Raw genomic sequence first — 23542 nt, 5'->3', positions numbered from 1 at the left:
TGTCAGTACACCCCTCCGGGTGGTCGTGCCCACCGTTTCCCAGGCAAGATCTTCAGTACGGAGAGACATCACCACCTCGGAGGACACCATCTTCACCGTCAACGCCATCGCGGCTCCGTCGGCCACCGACCCGCTCGTGCGCACCACCGTCGAGCGGCGCGACCCCGGACCCCGCGACGTCCTCATCGAGATCAGCTACGCCGGCATCTGCCACTCCGACATCCACACCGTCCGCGGTGAGTGGGGCGAGGTGCCGTACCCGCTCACGGTCGGCCACGAGATCGTCGGCCACGTGACGAAGGTCGGCGCCGAGGTCACCAGGCACCGGGTCGGCGACCGGGTCGGGGTCGGCTGCATGGTCAACTCCTGCCGGGAGTGCGCCAACTGCCGCGCCGGCCAGGAGCAGTACTGCCTGAACGGCAACGTCGGAACGTACGCGTCGACCGACCGGGACGGCACCGTCACCCAGGGCGGCTACTCCACCCACATCGTCGTCGACGAGGACTTCGTCCTGCGGGTGCCCGAGGCGATCCCGCACGAGGCCGCCGCTCCGCTGCTCTGCGCCGGCATCACCACCTACTCGCCGCTGGCCCACTGGAAGGCCGGGCCCGGTAGGAAGGTGGCCGTGGTCGGCATGGGCGGCCTCGGGCACATGGCTGTCAAGATCGCCGTCGCCATGGGCGCCGAGGTCACCGTGCTGTCGCAGACCCTCGGCAAGAAGGACGACGGGCTGCGGTTCGGGGCCGAGCACTACCACGCGACGAGCGACCCGGCCACGTTCGAGGCGCTCGCCGACACCTTCGACCTGATCGTCAACACGGTCAGCGCGCCCATCGACGTCAACGCCTACCTGCGGCTGCTGCGCCTGGACGGCACCATGGTCAACGTCGGCGCGCCGCCCGAGCCGCTGCCGGTGAAGGTGTTCACGCTGTTCAGCAACCGGCGCTCGTTCGCCGGGTCGAGCATCGGCGGCATCGCCGAGACCCAGGAGATGCTCGACTTCTGCGCCGAGCACGGCATCGCCCCGGAGATCGAGCTGATCGACGCCGACCGGGTCAACGAGGCGTACGAGCGGGTGCTGACGTCCGACGTGCGCTACCGGTTCGTGATCGACGTCGATTCGCTGCGATAGCGGAACCGGCGGGCATCCGGGCACGTCACACCGGCGGAACACAGGAACCGCCGATGCTGGAGGACCCGGATGCCCGTTCGAGCGACAGTCGCGACGATCGCGATGCTCACCCTTCTCGTGGGCGGCTGCGCCCGGCCCGGCGAAACCGTGAGCGACAGCGCCCGGCCCGGCGCGACCGTCGGCGACAGCGATCTCCGGTTGGCGGACCGGATCGGCACCCTCACCACCAACGACCGGTGGGAGTCCTGCGCCAGGCACCGGCCGGCGGACCCGATCGGCGTCGACGGAGCGCAGGAGGCACTCACCATGCCGCTGCTGGACGACTCGTTCCAGCCGGTCAGCGCCGTCATCTGCGGCACCACCGTCAAGGAGCGGCCGTCCGGCGGCAGCGACCTGGTCGAGTTCGAGTCGAAGACCGGCGATCTCGGCGCGCTGCTGCCGGCCCTGCGGCTGCCGGACGTCGACACCCAGGCCGAGGCGTGTACCGCCGACCTGCCCGCCGTGCCGTGGCTCGTGCTGCTCGACGCGCAGGGCCGATGGGTGCGGCCAGGCGTCCCGATCGACGAGTGCGGCAAGCCCCGCATGGAGTTCCGCGACGTCTTCGAGAAGCTGAAGACCACCGAGATCTCCAGCAAGGTGGTCAGCGAGATCGAGTCCGCCGCCGCCGCGCAGGCCGGCTGCTCCCAGACGTACGGGGACATGACCTGGGCGTACGGGACGTTCGACAACGTCCGCGAGGTGGACATCGACTCGCTGCCGACCGCCACCGAGGTCCGGCGCTGCGTCTACTTCGTGCCGGAGAAGGAACGGGGCGGCGACAAGCCGGCCGGCGACTTCCGCTCCGGCGGCCTGATGGACGACGGCGCGTGGGAGGCCGTCCGCAAGGCACTGCTCGCGTCCGCGCCGGCGCCCGCCTGCACCACCCCGGCCAGCGGCTTCGCCGTCCTGCACCTGACCCGGGGCGGCTCGGTCTCGGTCGAGAAGGACGGTTGCAAGCGGGCGCTCGTCGAGCCGATCGACGGCGGCGCCACCCTGCGCGTGGCCGGCCCGGAACTGCTGGAACTGGTCTTCAAGAAGTAGCGGTGAGCTTCGTGACGTCGGGGGCGTAGACGGTCATCCAGTGCGGGTGGAGGCGGTAGTAGACCACCTCCAGCTCCCAGTCGAACGCGTCCGCGCCGTAGAAGTCCTGGAAGTAGGCGAGCAGCTCCGGCCAGTCGTCGGCCGGGGCGCCGCCCAGCGGGTTCAGGGTCTCGACCGTGCCGTGGGTGAAGACGCCCAGATCCTCGCCGCGCAGGTGGGCGACACTGGCGGCCGGGCGGGCGGCGAGATGGCGCGCCTTCGCCGCGGTCCGGGCGGTGCCGAAGACCCACCTGCCGTGCAGGAAGTGGCCGTCGACCCCGCTGATCCGTGGCTCGCCCTTGGCCGTCACGGTGGACAGGGCGAGGGTGCACATGCCGGTCAGGACGCCGGTGAGCTGCTCCGCCGTCACCGTACGATCCGTGAAGATCGACTGGAGGTGGTCGGTGGAGCGGGACAGCGAGGCGTCGAGAAGGGCCTGGAGCTCGATCAGTTCTACCGGCGTTTCACGCATACCGTCACGGTAGCGGGACGATCATCGGCGGACACCCGTACGATATCGGTCCTCTCCCGCCACGCACCCACGGTGGCCGCCGCCGGTCGACTCCGGGTGAGCGGCGGCCATCCGCCAGGTGAACGTGTCACTCCTCGGCCACGGCGGGCTGGGGCACCTCCCGCAGCTTCCGGTTGTGCTTGCCCTTGACGTCGTCGATGCGCCGCCGGAGATCGTCGCGGACGTCCATGACGGCCGCGTGCAGGTCTTCCTCGGAGGACGTGGTGACGATCTTCTCGCCGCCGCTGAGCCAGCACTCCAGGGTGACCTTCTGGCCGCGGGCGGCCCGGTCCTTCACCATGATCTCCAGCTCGGTGGCGTCGGCGTGGAACCCGGCTAGCCGGGCGTCCAGGGTGCTGAACTGCTCGACCAGCCAGTTCCGGTCACCTTGGGAGAATCCGGCGCCCATACGCAGGCACTCCGCGACGGTGGCCGGGTCGGTGACGGCACTCATCTGAACAACTCCTCTGTCCGGCGAATACGGTCGGACACCTCATACCCACTTGATCGCAGCGAACACCGCCCTATGGTCTTGGTCATGCACATCCGGCCCATCCATCAGGGCGACGTGGCCCGCCTCGCGGTGCTCCTCGACCAGCTCGGCTTCCCGTCGACCGAGCGTGACGTCCGCCATCGCCTCGACTACTGGCTCGGCGACCGGGCCGGCGCGCTGCTCGGCGCCGACGACGACGGCGTCCTGGTCGGCGTGGCGGCGCTGCACGTCACCCCGCTGCTCGAGGTCACCGGCAAGTTCGGGCGGCTCGCGGCGCTGGTCGTCGACGAGGCCAGCCGTGGCCGCGGGGTGGGACGGCTGCTGATCCGGGCGGCCGAGGAGCGGGCCCGGGCGGCCGGCTGCCTGTTCCTGGAGGTGACCAGCAGCAGTCATCGGCATCCGGCGCACCTGTTCTACGAGAGCCTCGGGTTCACCGACAGCCGGGAGGACTGGCGCCGCTTCGTGCTCAAACTGGATGAGGCGGCAGGCACACCCGGACGGTGAGCCCGCCCTCCGGGTTCGGCCGCAGCGTGACCGTGCCGCCGTGCGCGCGGACGATCGCCGCCACGATCGAGAGACCCAGCCCGGCGCCGTCGCGGGACCGGCTCCGGAACGGCTCGAACAGCTCCCCGGCGGTCTCCTCGGCCACCCGCGGGCCGCTGTTGCTGATCGTCAGCTCACCCTTGTCGAGCAAGGCGACCTGTACGCCTCCGTCAGGCACGTTGTAGCGGATCGCGTTACGAACGAGGTTCGACACCATCTGGGCGAGCATCACCTCGTCACCGAGCACGGTGACCGGGGTCAGCGCCGTGCGGACGGTGACCGCGTCGGTGGGGTGCTCCGCGACGACCTGCCGCACCACGGTCGCCAGCTCCACCGGCGCCGGCGCGTCCGGACCGCGTTCCCCGTTGGCGAGTTGCAGCAGACCGTGGATGATCCGCTCCGAGCGGAGCGTGTTGCTCAGCAGTTCGGCCCGGATCCGCTCCAACCTCTCCGGGGTCGGATTCGCCAGGCCCACCTCGATGGCGGTCCGCTGCACGGCCAGCGGGGTGCGCAGCTCGTGCGAGGCGTTCGCGACGAACCTGCGCTGACTGCTCGCCGCCCGTTCCAGCCGGTCCAGCATCGCGTCGAAGGTGTCCGCGAGCCGCCGCAGCTCGTCGTCCGGGCCGGTCAGGGCGATCCGCTCGTGCAGCGTCGACAGCGACAGGCGCCGGGCGGCGTCGGTGATCCGGTGCAGCGGGCGCAGCATCCGGCCGGTCAGCCACCAGCACACCGCGAACGCCAGCACCACGATCACCGCGATCGCGACCAGGGTGGTGATCCGGCCGCCGTCGTGGGGCTCGTCCATGGGCGGGTCCGGGCAGTCCGCCTCCCCGCATTCGGCACCGCCGTGGCCGACGACAAGGGCCTGGAAACCCAGGGCGGCGAGCGGCACCCCGATCGTGATGAGCGCGAAGAACCCGCCGTACAGCAGGGTCATCCGGGTGCGTACCGAGTGGCTCACAGCCGGTACCCGCCGCCCGGGACCGTCACGATCGCGGGCGGGTCACCGAGTTTCGACCGCAGTTTGCTCATCGTCACCTTGACCACCGTGGTGAACGGGTCGATGTGCTCGTCCCAGGCGCGTTCCAGCAGGTCCTCGGTGCTCACCACGGCACCCTGGGCGCGCATCAGGACCTCCAGCACGGCGTACTCCTTCGGTGACAGCGGCAGGCGGCGGCCGTCCCGGGAGGCCGCACGGCGGGCGCTGTCCAGCGTGATCCCCGCGCGCCGCAGCACCGGTGGCAGCGGGCGGGCGGTCCGCCGGGCCAGCGCGCGGATCCTCGCCACCAGCTCGTCGAAGGCGAACGGCTTCGCGAGGTAGTCGTCGGCGCCCAGGTTCAGGCCGTCGACCCGCTCGTGCAGCTCACCGGAGGCGGTGAGCATCAGGATCCGGACCGGATCGCCGGCCACCCGCCGGCACACGTCGTCGCCGTGCACCTCCGGCAGGTCGCGGTCCAGGACCAGTACGTCGTACTCGTTGACGGCCAGCCGTTCCAGCGCGGCCGCGCCGTCGTAGGCGACGTCCACCGCCATGGCCTGCTCCCGCAGCCCCTCGGCCACCATCTCGGCCAGGAACCGCTCGTCCTCGGCCACCAGAATCCGCATGCCTGCCACCCCCGCCGATCAGCCTGTCGCGTCCCCGGTTTCCGCCCGGTCAACGCCCTGGTGGAACGGGTCGGGCAGGTGGCGCCACCCGGCCTCGCCGCGGGAGAGCTCCTCGTCGGTGAGCAGGCAGGCGGTCAGGGTGCGGTGCAGGCGGACCGGGTCCAGGTCGAAGCCGATGAACGCCAGGTGGTGGTGGCGGTCGCCGTAGTAGGGGTCCCAGTCCAGGTCGGCGGCGATCCGGCGTTCGGCGTGGACGGTCTGCCACTCCTCGTCGTCCAGGCCGGCCAGCCAGACGCTCGCCGGGGCCAGGTGCGGGGTGGCCGCCGACTCCCAGGACATCACCAGGTCGGGGCGGCTGGCCAGCCAGAGGTGGCCGCGGGAGCGCAGCACCTGGTCGAGCACGTCGTCGAGGGCCGCGTGCAGGCGTTCCGGGTGGAACGGGCGGCGGGCCTTGAAGACGGACGAGACGACGCCGTTGACGGGCAGTGGCTCGTGCAGGCCGACCGGGCGGCCGCGCAGGCCCCGGGTGACCGGGGTGAGCGGGACCGGACGGTGGGCCACGGCGGGCGGGTGGGTGTCGGCGGTGGTGAGCACGGCCGCCCACGGGGCGAGCCGGTGCAGCAGGACGCGCAGGCGGTCGGCCTCCCACGGGTCGTCGTCGGGCAGGTCGGCCAGGACGATCGTGTCGGCCTGCTCGATCTGGTGGGCCACGATGTCGCTGATGCCGCGGCGGTCGCCGGCCTCGGGCAGGACGGTCTCGTCGGCCAGCGCGTCGAGCAGCAGGTCGGCGGCGACCGCGGTGACGGTCCGGCCCAGTGACACGCCCGGCGGTGGGTCGGCGGTGGCCCAGTCGAGGCGCAGGCGGTCCGGCTCCCAGGTCTCCGGGAACACCACGAGCAGGTCGCCGTCGTCGTGCCGGCCGGCGATGGTCAGCAGGTCGTCGAGGGTGGACCAGGTGATCAGCCGCGACGGCCGGTCGGTCAGCAGACGGTCCGCCACCGCGCCGGTGACGTGCGGCCAGAATCCGAACAACGGGGTGACGGTCGCCATCTTTCCTGCTCATCGCTGATGTAGGAGTGCGGCCGAGCATAGCGGTCGGCGCGTGTCCTCCGGAAGACGCTTACTGAAAACGATTTTCGTTATACTATGAGTTCGTCAGGTTACCTCAAGCCCGGCTCATCGATTACGTTGGAATGGACCGGCGCTGAGCGCGGTCGGGCGGGAGTGTAGATGGCGCCGAATCTCCAACCGCGCGTCGACGGCGATTTGCGGTCCATCCTCGACAGTCACGACACCCTTCACCGGATGCTCGACACCCTGGGCTCACCGCTGAACCTGGTGCTGCCGGACCGGCTCGCCGCCAACGTGCGAGACTTCGAAACCACCCTCCGGGCGTACGACCTGGGCGGCACCGTCTACTTCGCGCACAAGGCCAACCGGTCCAGCGCCCTGGTCCGGGCACTGGCCACCACCGGCGCCGGGATCGACGTGGCCTCGCTGGGGGAGTTGCAGCACGCGCTCGGCGCCGGCATCGGCCCCGACCGGATCATGGCGACCGGGCCGAAGAGCCGGGAGTTCCTGTGGCTGGCCGCGCGCACCGGGGTGACCGTCGGCGCCGACTCGGTGCCGGAGCTGGCCGAGCTGGCCGGGATCGTTGCGGCGCACGGCCTGCCCCGGGTGCGGGTGATGGCCCGGCTGTCCGGGTTCGCCTCCACCGGGACCACCGTGCTGAGCCGGGCCAGCCGCTTCGGCGTACCGGTCTCCGCTCTCGATCCGCTCTGGGCGGTGCTGGACAAGCACCGTGAGCAGCTCGACTTCCACGGCGCCGCCTACCACCTGGACACCAACGGGCTCCCGGAGAAGGCCGCCGCCCTGGAGGGCTGCCTCCAGGCGCTGGCCGAGGCGCAGCGGCGCGGCCTGAGCCCGCGGGCGGTCGACGTCGGCGGCGGGTTCGGCGTCAACTACCTGGCCGACAGCCGGGAGTGGGAGGCGTGGACCACCGAGCTGACCGGCGCGGTCCTCGGGCAGCGGCCGCCGATCACCTGGGACGGCCACGGCTACGGGCTGCGCAACGAGGGCGGGCGGCTGCGCGGCGCCCTGGCGGTGTACCCGGCGTACCGGGCGGTGGCCGGACCGGCCTACCTGGACCGGCTGCTCGCCACCGCGTCGACGGCGCACCGCCGGCCGCTCGGCTCGCTCGTCCTGGACAACCTGTACGACCTGCACCTCGAACCCGGCCGGGCACTGCTCGACCAGTGCGGCGCGGTCCTCACCCGTGTGGAGGAGGTGCGCGACGGACTGGTCCGGGTGGCCGCGAACAGCAACGACGTCGCTCTGGAGGCGCACGGCGTACTGATGGATCCGATCCTCGTGCCCCGCGGTGAGCCGCGGCCGGACGACGGCCCGGTGGAGGTCTTCCTGGCCGGCAACCTGTGCCTGGAAGCCGACCTGATCACCCGGCGCCGGGTGCTCCTGCCGCGCCCGCCGCGCGCCGGTGACCTGCTGGTGTTCGCGAACACGGCCGGCTACCTGATGGATTTCAGCGCCGGGAGCGCGCTGATGCAGCCCACCGCCCGGACCGTGGCCGCCTGGCGGCACGGCGGCGACTGGCGGTGGTGCCTGGACGAGCGGTACTGGCCCGTCACGGGCCGGGAGGAGACCGGGTGAGGTACGACAGCGTCACCGACATCATCGGCGACACCCCGTTGGTGCGCATCGACGAGGCCGTGCACGGCCTGCGCAACATCGACCTGTACGCCAAGATGGAACTGTTCAACCCGTTCGGATCGGTGAAGGACCGGGCCGCGTGGAACATGGTCCGCCACCGCCTCGCCGACGCGGCCGACCGTGGCGACACCGTGGTGGAGCTGTCCAGCGGCAACACCGCCAAGGCGCTCGCGGTGATCGCCGGGATGCACGGGCTGACCTTCCGCAGCGTCACCAACCGGATGCGGATCCCCGAGGTCAAGGATCTGTTGCTGCTGCTCGGCGCGCAGATCGACGAGCTGCCGGGGCGGTCCGAGTGCCTGGATCCGGCGGACACCGACGATCCGCTGACCCGGATGTACCACACCGTGTCGGCGGCCGGCGGCGGCTACCTGCACACCGACCAGTACTTCAACTCACGCAACGTGCAGGCGCACCTGCACGGCACCGGGCCGGAGATCATCGCCGATCTGGGCGGGCGGGCGCCGGACTACTTCATCGCCTGCGTCGGCACGGCCGGATCGTCCACCGGCGTGGCCCGGGCGCTGCGCCACCATGATCCGAACGTGACCGTGGTCGGGCTGGTCGCCGGGAAATCGGACTTCATCCCGGGGATCCGTAACCTCGACGAGGTGCACGAGGTCGGCCTGTTCGACCCGGAGGTGTACGACACGATCGAGGCGGTCAGCTCGGACGAGGCGATCGACGGGCTGCTCACCCTGGTCCGCCGGTGCGGAACCCTGGCCGGGCCCACCGGGGGCGGCGCCTACCAGGGGGCGGTCCGCTACCTGCGCGGGGTGGACGCGGGGCTGACCGAACGGCGTACCGCGGTGTTCATCGTCTGCGACCGGGTCGAAAGTTATATGAGCTACCTGCGGGAACGGCGTCCCGAGCTGTTCCGGCAGCCGGCCCGCGCCCACTCGGTGCGCACCCTCACCGGTGACGAGCTGGCCGCCGCCCGGACCGTCGACGTGGCCGGGGCACAGGAGTGGATCGAGAAGGAGCAGCCGCTGATCGTGGACCTGCGCAGCCCGTTCGCGTACCGTGCCCTGCACCTGGACGGGTCGGTCAACATCGTCGACGACCTGTTCGAGGAGATGCTGCGCGGTGGGCTGCCGTTCAGCCGCCGGCGCCCGGTGCTGCTGGTCTGCCCGGTGGGGGAGAAGTCGGCCCGGTACGCCGCCCTGCTCACCCGGATGGGCCACCCGGACGCCCGCTCCCTGTCCGGCGGGGTGATCGCCTGGCGCGACTCCGGCGCGGAACTGGTGAGGGACTGACCATGTTCCCCGACGAGCTGCGGTGCTGGCAGGAGGGCCTGCGGGAACAGTTCCCCATCCTCGTCGCCGACCCCGGGCAGGTCTATCTGGACAGCGCGGCCACCGCCCAGAAGCCGCAGGCCGTCCTCGACGCCGTCACCGGCTATCTGACCAGCGAGAACGCCAACGCCGGGCGCGGCACCTACCGGTGGGCCAACCGCACCACGGCCCTGATCGACCAGGCCCGGTCGCGGGTGTCGGCGTTCCTCGGCGACCCGTCGCCATCACGGTCCGGCGTGCACTTCGTGAGCGGCACCACCGAGGGGCTGCGGACGGTCGCCCGCGACTGGCTGGTCCACGAACTCCGCGACGGCGACGAGATCATCGTGCCGTTCGCCGACCACACCGCCAACACGATGCCCTGGCAGGAGGCGGTGGACCTGCTGGCCCGGCAGGGAGTCCGGGTCACCGTGCGGGAGATGCCCTACGACGCGGCCCACGACTACGACACGCGGGCGCTGCCGGGCCTGGTCACCGAGCGGACCCGGTTCATCGCGGCCACGCACGTGCACCACGTCTACGGCGGCGACATGAACCTGGCCCGCCTCCGGGCCGCCGCCGGACCGGAGGTGATCATCTGCGTGGACGCGGCGCAGAGCGCCGGGCACCTGCCGGTCGACGTGGCCGCCATGGACGCCGACTTCGTGGTCTTCTCCGGCCACAAGGCGATGGCGCTGCCCGGCACCGGGGTGCTCTGGGCGGCCAACCGGCGCGGCGCCCGCTTCACCCCCGGCGGCTGGAGCGGCACGCCCAACACCAGCGGCATCGTCTCCCTGGTCGCCGCACTCGACTGGCTGGAGGCGGCCGGCCTCGAACGGATCGCCCGCTGGACCGTGGCGCTGGGCGCCCGGCTCACCGACGGTCTGCGCAAACTGCCCGCCTACGAGGTGCTGGGCTGTCAGCGGAGCCTGGCCGCCGACTCGCAGGTGCAGCAGCGGCACGGCATCGTGACCCTCCGGCACCACGCCATCGGCTCCAACGACCTGGGCTTCATCCTGGCCGCCGAGGGGTTCATGGTCCGCTCCGACGGCCACTGCCAGGCCCATCAAGGCGAGAAGACCTCATCGGTACGGGTGAGCCTGCACGTCTACAACACGGCCGACGAGGTGGACCGCCTCCTCGACGTCCTCGCCGCCCTGGACGACTGACCCGCGGACGTGATGGCGCGTTTTGTGGCCGGGCTCCGCGTTTCGCTTCCGGCTCCTTTCTCTTGTACGCGTGTCCTCGTCCCGCCTTTTCTGGGCCGTCCCGTCCGGTCGGCGCGATCTCGCTGCCTGCTTCGTCCTTTGCCGCGCCCCGCCGGGCGTAGATCGGTCGGATACTCCCGCATGTGCTGCCGCTCCCTCCGGGTGGGTGGTCGCGGTTGTGCTTGCCAGGCAACCGGTGGTGGTCCCGGCCGTCACGCCGGTGGCGCCAGGTGAGTGGTCACGCGAGATTCGGCCGGTCACCGGCGGTCGTTCGGGCCATCCGCAAACTCCGATATAGATCTTGGGTGATCGTCGCCGGGCACCGCGATCTTGGGTGATCGTGGCTGCCTGGATATCTCTGATTGCCCAATATCCTCCAGGAAAAATAGATCTTGAGCGATTGTCGACCGCCGGACGGCAACCAGGACTCAAGATCGGCCTGGAAACGCGGACCTCGGCCAAGAAGGATCTCTAGACCGTCTCGGTCACCCGCATGCCGATGGGGAAGTGGTCGGAGAAACCGGTGACGTCGACGTCGTGGCCCATGCCGCCGAACGGGCGCGGCTTCGGGTAGACGCCGGTGTCCACGGTCCCCGGGAAACGCAGCACCTCCACCGAGGCCGGATCGACCCGCAGCGGGTCCGCGTCACCGGCCATGTTGACGTTGACCAGGAACTGGTCCAGCTGGTTGGGCTCGTTCTCGAAGTAGAAGCTGCCGTCCGGGACGCCGGTCTCCGGCCACATCAGGTTCCACAGGCGCGGGGTGTCCGCCTCGATCACCCGCCGCCGCTGACGGGTGCTCAGCGCGTGCTTGACCATCGACACGTCGAACGGCTCGTCGTTGAAGTCGCCCATCGCCAGGGCCGGTGTGCCGGGGCCGAGCACCTCCAGAGCCCGGGAGTGGAAGTAGGCGAGCGTCTCGCCGGCGATGTGCCGGTATCCGGCCGACTCGAACTGGCCACCGGAGCGGGACGGCCAGTGGTTGCCGAACACCACCAGGGTCTGCCCGGTGGTGGTCCGGAAGTTGACCTGCACGATCTCGCGGGTGGCGTTGCGGCGCATCACCACGTGGAAGAACACGTCGGTGGTGGCCGGCGCGGCGAACCGGTCCAGGCTGTACAGGAACGCGACGTCGATGCCGCGGGCGTCGCCGGTGTCGGCGTGGACGATGCCGTACTTGCGGCCGGGCAACTCGGTGTGCACGGCCTCGGCGAGCAGGTCCAGGACGAACCGGTTCTCCACCTCGCAGACGCCGAGCAGGTCCGGGCCGGCGCCGCCGTTCATCCGGACGATCACCGACGCGAGCTGGGCGATCTTCTGGTCGCGCAGTTCCGGCGTCCATCCGGCGATGTCGTTGTGGATGGCGCGGGCGACCTTCTCGGTGCGGTGGGGCGAGTTCTCCTCGTCGAAGAGGTTCTCCAGATTCCACCAGGCCACGTAGTAATCGGGCATGTGCGTACCGTAACCGCCCCCGGTGGTGCCCGGGCAGCCACCGATCATCCGATCCGGGCCTGGCCGAGCGCCCGGTAATGCGCGGCCCTGGCCGGGTCGCCGGCTTTCCCGGCGGCCTCGGCGGCGGCCTCCAGCGTGGCCGGCGGCAGACCGGAGACGGCCCGGGACTGGTGTTCCGCCTCGGTGAACACCACCCGGGCCAGTTCGCCGTCGGCGTCGGCGGCCAGCCGGAACAGCTCCTCGACGTAGCTGTGGCCCAGGCCCGCGCCGGTCCAGCCGGAGACGTCGTCCAGGACCCGGCGGCACTCCCGCAGCGCTGCCCAGGAGGCGTCCAGGTCACCGGCCCGGCGTTCCAATCCGGCCAGACTCCGCCATCCCGCCGCGGACTCCCAGGCGGTGCGGGTGAAGGCGAGAAGCTCCCGCTGGGCGGCCGCCGCCTCGGCGTACGAGCCGAATTCCGCCAGCCGGTGGCGGAGCAGGGTCAGCGTGTCCCGATCGCGTGGGCGGCCGTCCGCCCACCGGTCCAGCCAGTGCCGGGCCAGAGCCTGGTCGTCGAGGAGCCGGGCCCGGTCGAGCCAGGTGATCTCGTCCTCGTCGGCCGGATCGGCGGGGAAGTACGACCGCCGGTGCTCGAACCAGTCGGCCAGTTCCTGCTCGGACACGATCGGCTGCCCCTCCTCGTCGAGCAGGTGCCCCAGGACGGCGTCGCGTTCGGGGTGCGCGCTTGCCCGTACGAAATCGATGGTCTCCTGAATGCCCGCCGCGAAGAGGAACTCGACGTCGTAGCCGCACCACGTGTCGTAGTCGACGCCCTTGATCTCCCATTGCAGCCAGACATCGTCGACCTGCCGGAATTCGGCCAACAGGTAACCGGCCAGCTTGGTCTCCTCGGTCAGCCCCTGAAAGACCTCCTGTTCGGCCAGCCAGCGGACCAGCGGGAGATCGCCGGGGCGGCGGTCGTATTGCAGCGCCCACAGCACCTGCGCCCGTTTCGCGGCATTCCGGTCGTAGTCGTCCCCGTCCTCGTCGGTTGCAGCCTCGTGGCGCAACTCCGGCCATGCGGCAGGAAGCCGCCGCATCCGGTCCAGCTCTTCTCGCCCCGTGTCCAGCATCGGGCAAGGATGCCACGGCCCCGGCATGCCACTGTGGATCTATAGCCGGGCGCGGTCATCCCGGACCGGTCCGACATCAACGTGTGGACCGCGGTCGGCCGCAAGCCGTGACGTCCACCTATCCGCCGCTGAACCTCGCCGTCCGCACCCCGCGGATCGCCCTGTCCGGCGTCGAGGAGTGCCGGCCCGTCCTCGGCGTGTGACCGGTCAGCGGCCGTACGCCTCGTAGAGGCCGTTGCGGAAGACCGGCTTCCGGTCCAGGCGGCGTTTGGCGGCCATCGCGGCGTCCCAGCCCGGGTAGGCGCGGCGCAGCTGATCGGCTGTCGCGTGCAGCCGGTACGGCAGGTAGAACGTGCCGCCGACCGCGGCCGCCGCGTCGATCAGCGTCCGGGTCAGCTCGCGCATGCGGTCGTCGGCGCGGGCGGTGCGTTCCTGCCGGAAGCTCATGACCAGGCCGAACACGTCCTCGCGGGCGTATGCCAGGGCGCTGCGGGTGTCGGCGCGGACATCCCGGACGGTGACGTTGAGCAGCTCCATCGGACTGGCCGCGATCACGTCCCGGGCCGTCTGCACGAAGTCCCACAGCCGCTGCCGGGGCACGAAGTACTCGTGCAGGATGTCGCTGGTCTCCTCGGACCGGTCGGCGAAGACGGCGGCCGGCTCGTTCTGGATGGTGTTGCGGCTCATCGGGGCGGCCAGCCAGGGCGCGGCCTCCCGCTCCAGCGACCAGCGCAGCGTCTTGCCCACGTCGCTGCCCGCCGAGCCGCGGAAGATCGCCCGCTGCAACTCCGGCGCCGACGGCCGGGTCAGCGGCAGGACGGTGCCGACCGTTCCCGCCTTCGGGGTGAAGCGGACCAGGATCGCCTCCTCCAGGAAGCTCAGCGGATCCACCGACAGCCGCCCGTACGCCATCTCCGACGTCCCGGCCGCGAACCGGGCGGCGTACCCACTGGTCGGCACCGACACGAAGTGCGGCTCGTAGATCGCGTTCGGCCAGACCTCCAGGTCCGCCTCGAGGATCACGCCGAACATGCCGTAGCCGCCCAGGACCAGGCCGAAGAGCTCGGCGTTCTCGGTGGGCGAGCAGGTGAGCACGTCACCCTCGGCGGTCAGCAGGAGCAGACGGCGTACGGTGCTCGCGATCGGTGGGTGCGACGCGTGCCAGCCGTGGCAGTTCACGCTCAGCGAGCCGCCGATCGAGAAGTCGTGGTTCGACTGCATCACCTTGGGCGAGAACCCGGCCTCGTTCAGCACCGGGATCAGGTCCCGCCAGGTGGTGCCCGCGCCGACCCGCACCACGCCCGCGGCCCGGTCCAGGTCGATCCGGTTCATCGGCCGGGTGTCGAGCACCCAGCCGCCGGCCAGCATGCTCTGGCCGCCCATCGAGTGGCGGACGCCCGCGACAGCCATCGCCGGGTCCTCGCCGGTCGTGATGCGGCGCAGCAGTGGGGCGACGGTCCGCGCGGTCCGCTCCGGTGCGGGATCGGCGAACAGCACACCCCGTACCGCGGTGGGGTTGATCCGGCTCGCGTCGTCGAGGAGCGCGCCGGGCGCGGACGTGGCCGGGATGGCGCCCAGCCCGGCCAATCTCGTCACCGCGAGCGTGGTGGCGCTGCCCAGAGCGAGCGCGCCCGCGGCCGTCACACCGTGGGTCAGTACCTGTCGCCTGGTCGGGCTCATCGCCACCTCCGTCGCCCCTTCATGATCACATGGGCCGGCCCGCAGCCGGCGGCCGCGCCGGGCGCTCAGACCCGGAACGTGGCGACGAGGCGCTGCATCTCGCTGGACATCCTCTCCAGCTCGCACGCGGCGTTCTGGGCCTCCCTGGTTCCGGAACTGGTCAGTTGCGCCGCGTCGGCCACTCCGGTGATGTTGTGGGCGATGTCGGCGGATCCGGAGGCGGCCTGTGCCGCGCTGCGCCCGATCTCGCTGGTCGCGGCGGTCTGCTCCTCGACCGCCGCGGCGATGGTGGTCGTGTACCCGTGGACCTGGTCGATGATCTCGGAGATCTGCGTGATCGCATCGACGGCGGCGCCGGTGTCGCCCTGGATCGTCTGGATCAGGGTGGAGATCTCCTCGGTGGCCGAGGTGGTGGCCTGCGCCAGGTCCTTCACCTCGCTCGCGACGACCGCGAAGCCCTTGCCCGCATCACCGGCCCGGGCGGCCTCGATGGTGGCGTTGAGCGCGAGCAGGTTCGTCTGCTCGGCGATCGTCGTGATCAGCTTGATGACGGCGCCGATGTCCGCGCTGGACCGGCCGAGCTTGGACACGGTCCGGTTGGTCTGTTCGGCCACCTGCACCGCGTTCTGTGCCACCGTCGCGGCGTCGGTGGCGCTGGCGGCGATCTCCTGGATCGAGGCGCCCATCTGGTCCGCGGCGGCGGCGACCGTCTCGACGTGGTGGGAGACGATGTCGGCGGCGGTGGACACCCCTCCCGCCTGGCCGTCGGTCCGCTCGGCGGAGTCCGCCATCTGCTGGCTGACCGTGGTCAGCTCGTGTGCCGCCCCGGCGAGCGTCTCGCCATGGGTGCCGAGCATGCTGACGGTCTCGCGCAGGCGCCCGGTCGCGGTGTCCAGTCCGGCGGCCATCCGGCCCAGCTCGTCGTGGCTGGTCACGTTCGCCGTGGCGGTCAGGTCACCGGCGGCCAGCCCGTCGACGGCCGTGGAGACCCGGCGCAGCGCGCCGGCGATGCGCCGGGCCACGAACAGCCCGAAGGCCACGGCCAGCACCAGCCCGGTCACCAGGAAGACGATCATCTGCCGCCGCGCGGATTCGTGCACGGCGTTGGCCTCGTCCGCCTGCTTCTCGGAATCCTGCTGCTCCATGGTGATCAGCTCGCGGGTGATCGCCGCGGCCTTGACGATCTGTGGTTCGGCCAGCTCGTCACGGAGGCGTTCGATTTCGGCGACGTCGTTGCGGCGGCGGGCGGCCGTGATCTGCTGCCGGCCTTCGGTCCGGTACTCGTCCCACGCCGCGACGAGTTCATCGACGCGTTCGGGCGCGACCGATTCCGCGCGGTAGACGCGGGCCTGGGTGTCGAATGCCGCGTCGTCGGCCGCCATGGCCTTCTCGAAGCGGGTCATGTTCTCGTCGGTGGTCGACAGCGCCTGGTTGAAGCTGTCCTCGGTGGTACGCCGCATGATCAGCGCGAGGGTGTCCACGTGTTCCTGGGACAGCACGCCACGCTGGTAGAGGTAGCTGGCGTTGTCGTTGAGCGCCGACAGCCGGTCCAGGCTCAGCAGGCCCTGCGCGGTCGCGGTGACCGCCAGCACCCCGATCACCGAGAGGATCTTCGTCTTCATCCGGCGGTTGTCGACCCACCGGCCGAAGCCGCCCGTGACCTGCTGAGAAATAGTCATTCGCTGCGCTCTCGATTCTGAGCCGGTGACATGCGCGGGCTCATCCGTTGCGGCTGGTTCCGAGTGCCGGTTCGGTTGTCCGCGATGGCCCATGAGCCCAGCAACCGTCTCGCATCGGACGGTGACCGGAAACTACCGTTGATCCGGGCACGGAGTGGTGGACCGGGCGCCGCGATCAGACACCGTCGGCGGTGAACTCGCGGGTGGTCCGGGTCAGCACGGTGAAACCGGCCGCGACCAGGAACTCCGTGTAGTCCTCCTCGGTCACGTCGGCGTAGTCGAGCAGACGCGTGGCGCCGCCCAGCTCCAGCCATGCGGCGGCCTGCCCGAGCAGCCAGGTGCCGATCCGCTGACGGCGGTGGTCCGGCTCGACCCACAGGTTGCCGACCTCCGCCCACGCCCCGACGCGTGACACCCGGGGCCCGGCGTCGAGGTTCGTGTCGACCTCGATGTGGCCGACCTCGGCGCCGTCCAGCAGCGCGGTGATCCGGGTGCCGTTGATCCCGACCGTCCGGCTCGTGGTCAGCCCGTCCACCGGCCCGGCCGGCCGGGCGAGACGGTCGACCGGGGCGAGCAGCACGGCCTCGACCCGTCCGTCGTCGCGGAACCCGATCCGCTCGTAGATGGCGCGGATGTGCGGCCACTGCTCCGGAACGCCGTACACTCCCGGGGCGGGCAGCGCGCCCTCGGCGAAACTGCGGGCGACACCCCACCGCCGCAGCTGGGCGTGGCAGGCCACCGCGAGCGCGTCGCCGGCCGCCAGCGAATCCGGCCAGTACGGGGCGTCCGGCCAGCACACCAGCCACCGGATCTCGCCGGCGTTGCGGTACATCTCCCCGGTCTCCGGGCCTTCGCCGTACCGGATCAGATGGGCGGCCGCCACCACCCGGCCGCGCTGCTCGGCGACCAGCGTGATCCGCTCCCGGGCCCAGCGGTCGACGATGAACTCGCCCGGCTCCCGTTCCAGCTGGCTCAGAAGTACCTGAACGGAGACGGACACACCGGGTACGACGGCGGCGATGTGGGCATTGACCAGACCGGTGACCTGTTCCCGGTCGCCACGGGTGAACGGGCGGACGGAAATCGACATGGCGGACCCTCCAACACGATGGACTGGACGAGCCGCTACCGGGCGGTACGCCACCACTTTACAAAGGGGCGCAAGGTGGAAGGCATGACGAACACGAGGATCCGCCGGGCCGTGAGCGCCGGACTACTGGTCGCGGCGATCGCGGGGTGCGGTTCCAGCCCCGATCCGGCGCCCGCCGCACCGGTCGCCTCCGCTCTGCCGCCTTCGGTCCCGGCCTCCGTCCCGGCGCCGGCCGGGATCCCTGCCGCGGCCCTGCTGCAACCCGAGGACGTACGCGGTGCGACGGCGGAGAGCCTTCCGCAGGGCGAGTACGCCTACGTGCGGCCGCTGCGCCCGTGCGGTGGCCGCTACCCCAGCGACCCCACCCGTACCGCCGCCGTGGCCAAACGGTTCGTGGTCCCCGGCAGCACCCCGGAAACCGTCCCGACCGTGGTCGTGCAGTTCATCGGCCGCCACCAGCCCGGCGGCGCGGCCCGGCAGATCCAGGAGATCGACGCGGCCCTGAAGAAGTGCCGGGGCGGGCTCGCCGAGGGCCAACGGAAATGGGACATCATCGAATCGGGCGGCGACACGATGCTGGTGCGGATCGGGCAGCGGTTCAGCTACGCCGACGAGGAACCGGCCACGGTCAACCACTACGCCGCACTGGCCCGGGTCGACGACGTCGTCGTCGTGGTCGCCGACATGGGCTGGGAGAACATGGACGGCTCCGAGAAACTGGTTCGCGACCTCATCGGCAAGGCGAAGGTGCGGGCCGAGGCGGTCCACTAGACACCGGCCATCACCCAGCGGCCCCGGCCCAGCCTCTTCGCCTCGTACATGGCCATGTCGGCGGCGCGCAGCACGTCGTGGTCGTCGGCCGTGTCGTCCGGGCCGTACGCCGCGATGCCGACGCTGACCCCGATGTCCAGGGTCTCGCCGTGGAACGGGATCGGCTGGGCCACGTCGCCGAGCACCCGCTCGGCCAGGCGGACCGCCTCGGCCTCCGGCAGGTTCGGGCAGAACAGCACGAACTCGTCGCCACCGAGGCGGACCACCAGGTCGGTGGCCCGTACGGCGGCCGACAGCCGCTGCGCGACAGTGGCCAGAACCAGGTCACCCGCCTCGTGGCCGTGGCTGTCGTTGACCTCCTTGAACCCGTCCAGGTCCAGGTAGAGCACGGCGACCGGCCCGGACCGCCGCTCCAACTCGTCGGTGAGCACCGCCCGGTTGGCCAGCCCGGTGAGCGTGTCGTGCCGGGCCTGGAAGGCGAGCAGCGCCTGCGCCTTCTCCTGCTCGCGGACCGCGATGGTGAACCGGGCCAGCACGAACGCCGTGCACAGCGACGCGGCGATCAGCCCGGCGACCGCGTCGCCCTGGAGCATGGACAGCACCGGCGTGGCCAGCAGCGCCAGGCCGAGGAACACCACCCGCGCCGGGTGCAGAATCCGGATCTTGTGGCCGGGGCTGGTCAGCTCGGCCCGGTTCTCGTGCAGGCAGGCCGCGACGATCATGGCGTTGCCCAGCAGGATCAGCGGGCCGATCCGCTCCACGACCGGGTAGTCCAGGAACAGCGGCAGCACGTTGTAGGCCACGTCGATCGTCAGGTACAGCACGACGGCGCCGACCATGAGGCAGGTCGGCACACCCCGGTCGCCGGGGGACAGGGCGATGAACAGCACCGCGGCCAGCAACACCACGCTGGCGACCGGGTAGAGCGGCGGCACGACCGTCTCGGCGAGGCTGTAACCGGAATCGAGGTACGGCAGGATCAGATACTGCCAGCTCGCCAGGGCGGCGGCCACCGTCAGGGTGAGGCCGTCCAGGACGGCGCCGCGCAGATTGTTCGGGGCGCGGCGGCGGGCCATCATCGTCAGGGCCGCCGCCAGCAGCGGGTATCCGGCCAGCCAGAACGCGTCGGCCACGCCCACCGGCGGGACGGAGCCCAGGTAGACGTAGACCAGCTCGATGACGTCGCCGGTCAGCCACAGCGCCGGCGCGACGGCGGCCAGCAGCCACGGCCGGCGGTCCGGGCCGGGCGGGATCCGGCGTACGGCCAGCCAGGCCATCGTGCACAGGGCCAGATAGGTGATCACGTACAGGACGTTGCCGATCGTGGTGTCCCACGTCAGCATCAGACCGGCGACCGCCGCGATTGTGCCGCCCAGGAAGATCCGGATGCTGGTGGAGGTCATGGGCAGACAGTCGGCGGGCGGCGGCCGGATCTGTGGGAAACCGGAGTGACGTGGAGCACCGGTAGAGTCGCGCTGTGACGGTCGTGGTCGGTGTGGACGGCGCGGGCCGTACCCATCGGCTCCGTGCGCTCGCCGCGGCCGTGACCGGATCGGTGTGGTTCGCCGGCGGGGTGACCGGCGCGCTCGGGGACGCGCCGCTCGTGGTGGTCGACGACGCGCACCGGCTGGATGCCGTCGCCCTGCGGGAACTGGTCGCCCTGTGCCGGGCCGGGGTGCCGATGGCGGTCTCCCGGCGTCCCACGATCGACCGGCCGGAGCTGGCCGCCCTCGACGAGGCGGCCTCCGCGGGCGGTGTGGAGGTGCTCGGGCCGTTGGGCCCCGGCGCGGTGGCCCGGCTGGTGGCCACGGTGACCGGGCGGCCGGTGTCGCCCGAGGTGGTGGAGGCCGTGCACGAGGCCTCCGGCGGGATCCCGGTGGTCGCGGTCGCAATCGCCACAGCGCCGGCCGATGACGTGGCGCCCGCGCTGCTGGCCCGGGTGCAGCGGCGGTTCGCGGTGCTCGGCGACGCGGCGGTGACGGTGGCGCGGGTGCTGGCGTTGCGGCTGGATCTCGGCGACCCGGTGCTCGCCGCCGCCTCCGGTCTCGATCTGACCGGGCTGGCCGCCGAGCTGCGGACGCTGCGGGACGAGGGTCTGCTCCTGCCGTCCGAGCGGATGATCCCGGCGATGGCCGCGGCGGTGCTCGCCGAGCTGCCCGGGGCCGAGCGGCGGCGGATTCACGACGCGGTGGCGGGTGCGCTGCTGGCGGCCGGCGCCGATCCGGTCGCGGCGGCCGGTCAGTTGCGGGCGGCACGGGCGGCGACCCCGGCCGCGGCGGCCGTCTACCGGGCGGCGGGGGAGCGGCTGCGGTTCACCGATCCGGCGGCGGCGCTCGGCTGGTTCGACGACGCGGCGGACGCCGGAGCCGGGGCCGTGGAGCTGGCGGCCGGCCGGGCCGAGGCGAGCGCGCTGCTCGGCCTGCCGGTCGACGTCGACCAGCTCACCCTCACGACGTCCCGGGAGAAGCTGGTCGCCGGGGCGGTCGCCGCCCAGGAGGGCCGGGCCGCGCGGTCCGCCGAGCTGCTGCTCGCCGCCGGCGGCCCGGGGCCGATGCTGGCGGTGCCCGCGCTGGTCGCCCTCGGCCGCCCGGTTCCGGCCACGCGGGTGGTCGATCCAGGAGCGGATCCGGGGGTACGGGAGAGCCGCGCCCTGGCTGCGGAATCCGACGAGGACCCGCTGCCCGTGGCCTCCGGGCCGGCTCCCGGCGGGGGCATCCCGCTGGCGCTGGTTCGGCTCGCCGAAGGTGCGCTGGCCGCCACGGAGCCGGAACAGGCGCTGCCGCTGCTCATCGAGGCCGCCGAGGCGATCGAACGGGGATCGCCGCGGGTCGTGCTGCCGGACACGCCGCACGCGATCGCCGCCGTGGTGGCCGTCGCCGCCGGTGACGTCGCCTCCGCCGAGCACCTGCTCACCCGGGCGAGGGCGGCCCGGGCCGGCGGCCCGGCGGCCGACGAGCGGCACCGGCTGCTGCTGGCCTGGGCGCGGATGCGGGCGGGCCACTACGACACCGCCCTGCACGAGCTGCGGTTCCCGCCCGGCGCCGACCCGTCCGGCCGGGACCGCGTGCTGCGGGCCGCGCTGGCCGCCGGGATCGCCCGCCGGCGCGGTGACATCGCCGGGCTGCGGGACGCGTGGACCGGGATCGAACCGCTGCTCGCACGCCGTACCGTGGATCTCTGGCAGCTGGAACCGCTCGAAGAGCTGGCGGTGGCGGCGGCCCGGCTCCGTAGGATCGGCCGCCTCACCCCGGTGCTGGCCCTGCTCGACGACATCGTCACCGGCCTGGGCCGCCCGGCCGCCTGGTCGGTGGCCCTGGACTGGCTGCGCCTGCAGACCGCGATCGTCACCGAGGACGCCGGCGCCGCCGCCGAGACGGCCGAGCGGATGACCACGACCGGCGGGACCCGCCCGCGGGCGCAGTGCGTGGCGGCCCGGCGCTGGGCCGAGGTGCTGGCCGGAACCGTGGACACCAACGAGATTCTGGCCGCCACCGAGGACCTGCACGCCGCGGAGCTGCCGTGGGAGGCGTCCCGGCTGGCCGGGCAGGCCGCCATCCGGACCGGCGACGCAGGAGCCGCGCGGCGTCTGCTGGAGCGGGCCCGGGAACTGTCCGAACCGGAGGCCGACAGCCCCGGCGGTGGTGGCGGACTGTCCGAACGCGAGGTCACCGTGGCGCGTCTCGTCCTGGCCGGCAGCACGCACCGTGAGATAGGCGCTCAGCTATATATTGCGCCGAAGACCGTCGAGCACCACGTGGCACGGATCCGTGGCAAGCTCGGCGCGAACACCCGGGCCGAGCTGCTGGCCATGCTCCGCGAGATGCTGGACGGCTAGACAGCGCCGGTTTGCACCGATTCCGCGATCCGATGGGTTGGATCTCGGACACCACACTGTGGATCCCCTAGCGCACCCCCTATACCACGGGGGACACCCCGATGCCCGGACCGGCTCACGGGTCGCACGCTGGTGCCGTGCCCGGATGAAGGAACGGGACACACACCGAGCTAGGAGAGATCATGACCGTCAACGCAGCTGAACTCCTCAAGGACTTCGTCGTCAACCTAATCACCGACCGTGACTTCGCGGCCCGGTACGCCGAGGACCCGAACGGCACCCTGACCGCCGAGGGCGTCACCGATGTCGACCTGTCGGCCGTGGACGTTCCAGCGGTCGTCAACGACGCCGCCACCGAGCCGGGCGTCTCCTCCGAGGCCCGGTCGGCACTGAGCAACTACTCCGGCGGCGGCGGTGGCGGTGGCGGCGGGGCTCCGGCCCACTCGGCCGGCACCCAGTCCGTCGAGCACGTCGTGCAGCACCTGAACTACGTCACCTACGCCACCTACGAGGGCGACGAGACGATCACCCAGAACCTCGACCTGTCCGTCACCACGATCACCGACAACAGCCTCGACCTCGACGTGGACGGCAACGTCTTCGGCGACATCGACGCCACCAACATCAGCGCGTCCGGAGACGGCGCGGTGGCCGGCGGCGACGATGTGAACGCCGCGACCGGTGACGGCGCGGTCGCCACGGTCGGCGACGGCGACGTGAACGCCGCCACCGGCGACGGCTCCACCGTCGTCGACGGCGACATCAACTCGGTGAGCGGCGACGGGGGCCTGCTCATCGACGGCGACAACTTCGGCCAGGCGAACACCGGCGACGGTGCCGTGCAGGCCGGCGACGACATCTCCGGCGCCGTCAACACCGGCGTCAACACCGGCATCGTGGCCGACGAGCTCGACGACGCCGTGGTCGGCGACGGCAACCAGACCGCCCAGGTCGACGGTGGCGCCGACGAGTCGGTGTTCAACTTCGGCGACGGCGACGTCAACAACCTGCCGGACGCCGAGATCGAGGACAGCGCGGTCACCTTCGGCGACGGCAGCGACGCCACCAACCTGTCCGACGTGACGGCCGACGACGGCTCCGCCATCTCGGTGGGCGGAAACGCCAGCGGCAACAACGAGGACAACGACACCACCGTCACCACCGTGTCCGACGACGACACGACCATCAACGACAACGACACCACCGTCAGCGACAACGACACCAACATCACCGACATCGACACCACCACCGTGACGTCGGACGACGACACGATCGAGAGCGGCGACGACACCACCGTCGTCGGCGCCTGAC

Annotated in this window: 20 protein-coding genes; 9 read left to right on the top strand and 11 right to left on the bottom strand. The window is 71.8% G+C overall.

What is annotated here, in order from left to right; genetic code table 11:
• Nucleotides 1–88: 88 nt before the first annotated feature.
• On the top strand, nucleotides 89–1132 hold the full coding sequence (locus KZ829_RS38265) for an NAD(P)-dependent alcohol dehydrogenase (RefSeq protein ID WP_220148777.1): 1044 nt from the start codon (nucleotides 89–91) through the stop codon (nucleotides 1130–1132).
• A 69-nt stretch (nucleotides 1133–1201) separates the two neighbouring features.
• On the top strand, nucleotides 1202–2212 hold the full coding sequence (locus tag KZ829_RS38260; RefSeq protein ID WP_220148726.1) for a hypothetical protein: 1011 nt from the start codon (nucleotides 1202–1204) through the stop codon (nucleotides 2210–2212).
• On the opposite strand, the gene KZ829_RS38255 is transcribed toward KZ829_RS38260, so the two are convergent.
• Entirely contained in the window at nucleotides 2202–2723 is a 522-nt protein-coding gene (locus tag KZ829_RS38255) for a pyridoxamine 5'-phosphate oxidase family protein (protein ID WP_220148725.1), read from the bottom strand. The genes KZ829_RS38260 and KZ829_RS38255 overlap by 11 nt on opposite strands.
• Before the next feature lie 127 nt (nucleotides 2724–2850).
• The gene (locus KZ829_RS38250; RefSeq protein WP_220148724.1) at nucleotides 2851–3216 is read right to left on the bottom strand and encodes an HPF/RaiA family ribosome-associated protein; all 366 of its coding nucleotides are present in this window, start codon (nucleotides 3214–3216) and stop codon (nucleotides 2851–2853) included.
• 84 nt (nucleotides 3217–3300) lie between these two features.
• Here KZ829_RS38250 and KZ829_RS38245 point away from each other — a divergent pair, with 84 nt between their 5' ends.
• A complete protein-coding gene (locus tag KZ829_RS38245; RefSeq protein ID WP_220148723.1) occupies nucleotides 3301–3759 on the top strand; it encodes a GNAT family N-acetyltransferase in 459 nt (152 codons plus the stop codon).
• Here the strand turns inward: KZ829_RS38245 and KZ829_RS38240 are convergent.
• From KZ829_RS38240 to KZ829_RS38230, 3 genes are read right to left on the bottom strand one after another with little or no spacing between them, the layout of a single operon-like run.
• Nucleotides 3722–4759 carry a sensor histidine kinase gene (locus tag KZ829_RS38240; RefSeq protein ID WP_220148722.1) on the bottom strand — a complete coding sequence of 346 codons (1038 nt, stop codon included), beginning with the start codon at nucleotides 4757–4759 and terminating at the stop codon, nucleotides 3722–3724. The genes KZ829_RS38245 and KZ829_RS38240 overlap by 38 nt on opposite strands.
• Nucleotides 4756–5403, bottom strand: a complete 648-nt coding sequence (locus tag KZ829_RS38235) for a response regulator transcription factor (protein WP_220148721.1) — start codon at nucleotides 5401–5403, stop codon at nucleotides 4756–4758. The genes KZ829_RS38240 and KZ829_RS38235 overlap by 4 nt, the downstream gene beginning before the upstream one ends.
• A gap of 18 nt (nucleotides 5404–5421) precedes the next feature.
• The gene (locus KZ829_RS38230; RefSeq protein ID WP_220148720.1) at nucleotides 5422–6453 is read right to left on the bottom strand and encodes a GTP-binding protein; all 1032 of its coding nucleotides are present in this window, start codon (nucleotides 6451–6453) and stop codon (nucleotides 5422–5424) included.
• Nucleotides 6454–6708: 255 nt separating this feature from the next.
• Here KZ829_RS38230 and KZ829_RS38225 point away from each other — a divergent pair, with 255 nt between their 5' ends.
• Genes KZ829_RS38225 through KZ829_RS38215 form a run of 3 tightly spaced genes read left to right on the top strand, consistent with a single transcriptional unit; the run spans nucleotide 6709 to nucleotide 10573 of the window.
• Nucleotides 6709–8070: a type III PLP-dependent enzyme domain-containing protein gene (locus KZ829_RS38225; protein WP_246636962.1), complete on the top strand. Its 1362-nt coding sequence runs from the start codon at nucleotides 6709–6711 to the stop codon at nucleotides 8068–8070.
• Nucleotides 8067–9386 carry a pyridoxal-phosphate dependent enzyme gene (locus KZ829_RS38220; RefSeq protein ID WP_220148718.1) on the top strand — a complete coding sequence of 440 codons (1320 nt, stop codon included), beginning with the start codon at nucleotides 8067–8069 and terminating at the stop codon, nucleotides 9384–9386. The genes KZ829_RS38225 and KZ829_RS38220 overlap by 4 nt, the downstream gene beginning before the upstream one ends.
• 2 nt (nucleotides 9387–9388) lie before the next feature.
• Nucleotides 9389–10573, top strand: a complete 1185-nt coding sequence (locus KZ829_RS38215) for an aminotransferase class V-fold PLP-dependent enzyme (protein WP_220148717.1) — start codon at nucleotides 9389–9391, stop codon at nucleotides 10571–10573.
• A gap of 510 nt (nucleotides 10574–11083) precedes the next feature.
• Here the strand turns inward: KZ829_RS38215 and KZ829_RS38210 are convergent.
• The 5 genes from KZ829_RS38210 to KZ829_RS38190 form a co-directional block, all read right to left on the bottom strand.
• Nucleotides 11084–12064 carry an endonuclease/exonuclease/phosphatase family protein gene (locus KZ829_RS38210; RefSeq protein WP_220148716.1) on the bottom strand — a complete coding sequence of 327 codons (981 nt, stop codon included), beginning with the start codon at nucleotides 12062–12064 and terminating at the stop codon, nucleotides 11084–11086.
• A gap of 44 nt (nucleotides 12065–12108) precedes the next feature.
• Complete coding sequence (locus KZ829_RS38205; RefSeq protein WP_246636961.1) at nucleotides 12109–13176, bottom strand: hypothetical protein; 1068 nt, start codon at nucleotides 13174–13176, stop codon at nucleotides 12109–12111.
• A 207-nt stretch (nucleotides 13177–13383) separates the two neighbouring features.
• The gene (locus tag KZ829_RS38200) at nucleotides 13384–14856 is read right to left on the bottom strand and encodes an FAD-binding oxidoreductase (protein WP_220148715.1); all 1473 of its coding nucleotides are present in this window, start codon (nucleotides 14854–14856) and stop codon (nucleotides 13384–13386) included.
• A gap of 65 nt (nucleotides 14857–14921) precedes the next feature.
• A complete protein-coding gene (locus KZ829_RS38195) occupies nucleotides 14922–16535 on the bottom strand; it encodes a methyl-accepting chemotaxis protein (protein ID WP_220148714.1) in 1614 nt (537 codons plus the stop codon).
• 175 nt (nucleotides 16536–16710) lie between these two features.
• Nucleotides 16711–17625 carry a GNAT family N-acetyltransferase gene (locus tag KZ829_RS38190; protein ID WP_220148713.1) on the bottom strand — a complete coding sequence of 305 codons (915 nt, stop codon included), beginning with the start codon at nucleotides 17623–17625 and terminating at the stop codon, nucleotides 16711–16713.
• Nucleotides 17626–17709: 84 nt separating this feature from the next.
• On the opposite strand from KZ829_RS38190, the gene KZ829_RS38185 reads away from it, so the two are divergent.
• Nucleotides 17710–18396 (top strand): hypothetical protein, encoded by a 687-nt coding sequence (locus KZ829_RS38185; protein ID WP_220148712.1) that lies wholly within the window; start codon nucleotides 17710–17712, stop codon nucleotides 18394–18396.
• Here KZ829_RS38185 and KZ829_RS38180 read toward each other — a convergent pair.
• Entirely contained in the window at nucleotides 18393–19799 is a 1407-nt protein-coding gene (locus KZ829_RS38180; RefSeq protein WP_220148711.1) for a GGDEF domain-containing protein, read from the bottom strand. The genes KZ829_RS38185 and KZ829_RS38180 overlap by 4 nt on opposite strands.
• A 74-nt stretch (nucleotides 19800–19873) precedes the next feature.
• Here KZ829_RS38180 and KZ829_RS38175 point away from each other — a divergent pair, with 74 nt between their 5' ends.
• Nucleotides 19874–22231 carry a helix-turn-helix transcriptional regulator gene (locus KZ829_RS38175; RefSeq protein ID WP_220148710.1) on the top strand — a complete coding sequence of 786 codons (2358 nt, stop codon included), beginning with the start codon at nucleotides 19874–19876 and terminating at the stop codon, nucleotides 22229–22231.
• A gap of 182 nt (nucleotides 22232–22413) precedes the next feature.
• Nucleotides 22414–23541, top strand: a complete 1128-nt coding sequence (locus KZ829_RS38170; RefSeq protein WP_220148709.1) for a hypothetical protein — start codon at nucleotides 22414–22416, stop codon at nucleotides 23539–23541.
• Nucleotide 23542 lies beyond the last annotated feature (1 nt).

Origin of the sequence: Actinoplanes hulinensis, from assembly GCF_019429605.1 — a bacterium.
In the GTDB taxonomy this organism is placed as follows: Bacteria; Actinomycetota; Actinomycetes; order Mycobacteriales; family Micromonosporaceae; genus Actinoplanes; species Actinoplanes campanulatus.
This window is presented reverse-complemented; position numbering and strand designations above follow the sequence as displayed.

Coding starts and splice junctions, on each gene's coding strand:
- KZ829_RS38190 (WP_220148713.1), bottom strand. CDS start 17,625: ATGTCGATTTCCGTCCGCCCGTTCACCCGTGGCGACCGGGAACAGGTC.
- KZ829_RS38230 (WP_220148720.1), bottom strand. CDS start 6,453: ATGGCGACCGTCACCCCGTTGTTCGGATTCTGGCCGCACGTCACCGGC.
- KZ829_RS38195 (WP_220148714.1), bottom strand. CDS start 16,535: ATGACTATTTCTCAGCAGGTCACGGGCGGCTTCGGCCGGTGGGTCGAC.
- KZ829_RS38245 (WP_220148723.1), top strand. CDS start 3,301: ATGCACATCCGGCCCATCCATCAGGGCGACGTGGCCCGCCTCGCGGTG.
- KZ829_RS38260 (WP_220148726.1), top strand. CDS start 1,202: ATGCCCGTTCGAGCGACAGTCGCGACGATCGCGATGCTCACCCTTCTC.
- KZ829_RS38255 (WP_220148725.1), bottom strand. CDS start 2,723: ATGCGTGAAACGCCGGTAGAACTGATCGAGCTCCAGGCCCTTCTCGAC.
- KZ829_RS38170 (WP_220148709.1), top strand. CDS start 22,414: ATGACCGTCAACGCAGCTGAACTCCTCAAGGACTTCGTCGTCAACCTA.
- KZ829_RS38185 (WP_220148712.1), top strand. CDS start 17,710: ATGACGAACACGAGGATCCGCCGGGCCGTGAGCGCCGGACTACTGGTC.
- KZ829_RS38215 (WP_220148717.1), top strand. CDS start 9,389: ATGTTCCCCGACGAGCTGCGGTGCTGGCAGGAGGGCCTGCGGGAACAG.
- KZ829_RS38225 (WP_246636962.1), top strand. CDS start 6,709: ATGCTCGACACCCTGGGCTCACCGCTGAACCTGGTGCTGCCGGACCGG.
- KZ829_RS38210 (WP_220148716.1), bottom strand. CDS start 12,064: ATGCCCGATTACTACGTGGCCTGGTGGAATCTGGAGAACCTCTTCGAC.
- KZ829_RS38180 (WP_220148711.1), bottom strand. CDS start 19,799: ATGACCTCCACCAGCATCCGGATCTTCCTGGGCGGCACAATCGCGGCG.
- KZ829_RS38235 (WP_220148721.1), bottom strand. CDS start 5,403: ATGCGGATTCTGGTGGCCGAGGACGAGCGGTTCCTGGCCGAGATGGTG.
- KZ829_RS38205 (WP_246636961.1), bottom strand. CDS start 13,176: ATGCTGGACACGGGGCGAGAAGAGCTGGACCGGATGCGGCGGCTTCCT.
- KZ829_RS38250 (WP_220148724.1), bottom strand. CDS start 3,216: ATGAGTGCCGTCACCGACCCGGCCACCGTCGCGGAGTGCCTGCGTATG.
- KZ829_RS38200 (WP_220148715.1), bottom strand. CDS start 14,856: ATGAGCCCGACCAGGCGACAGGTACTGACCCACGGTGTGACGGCCGCG.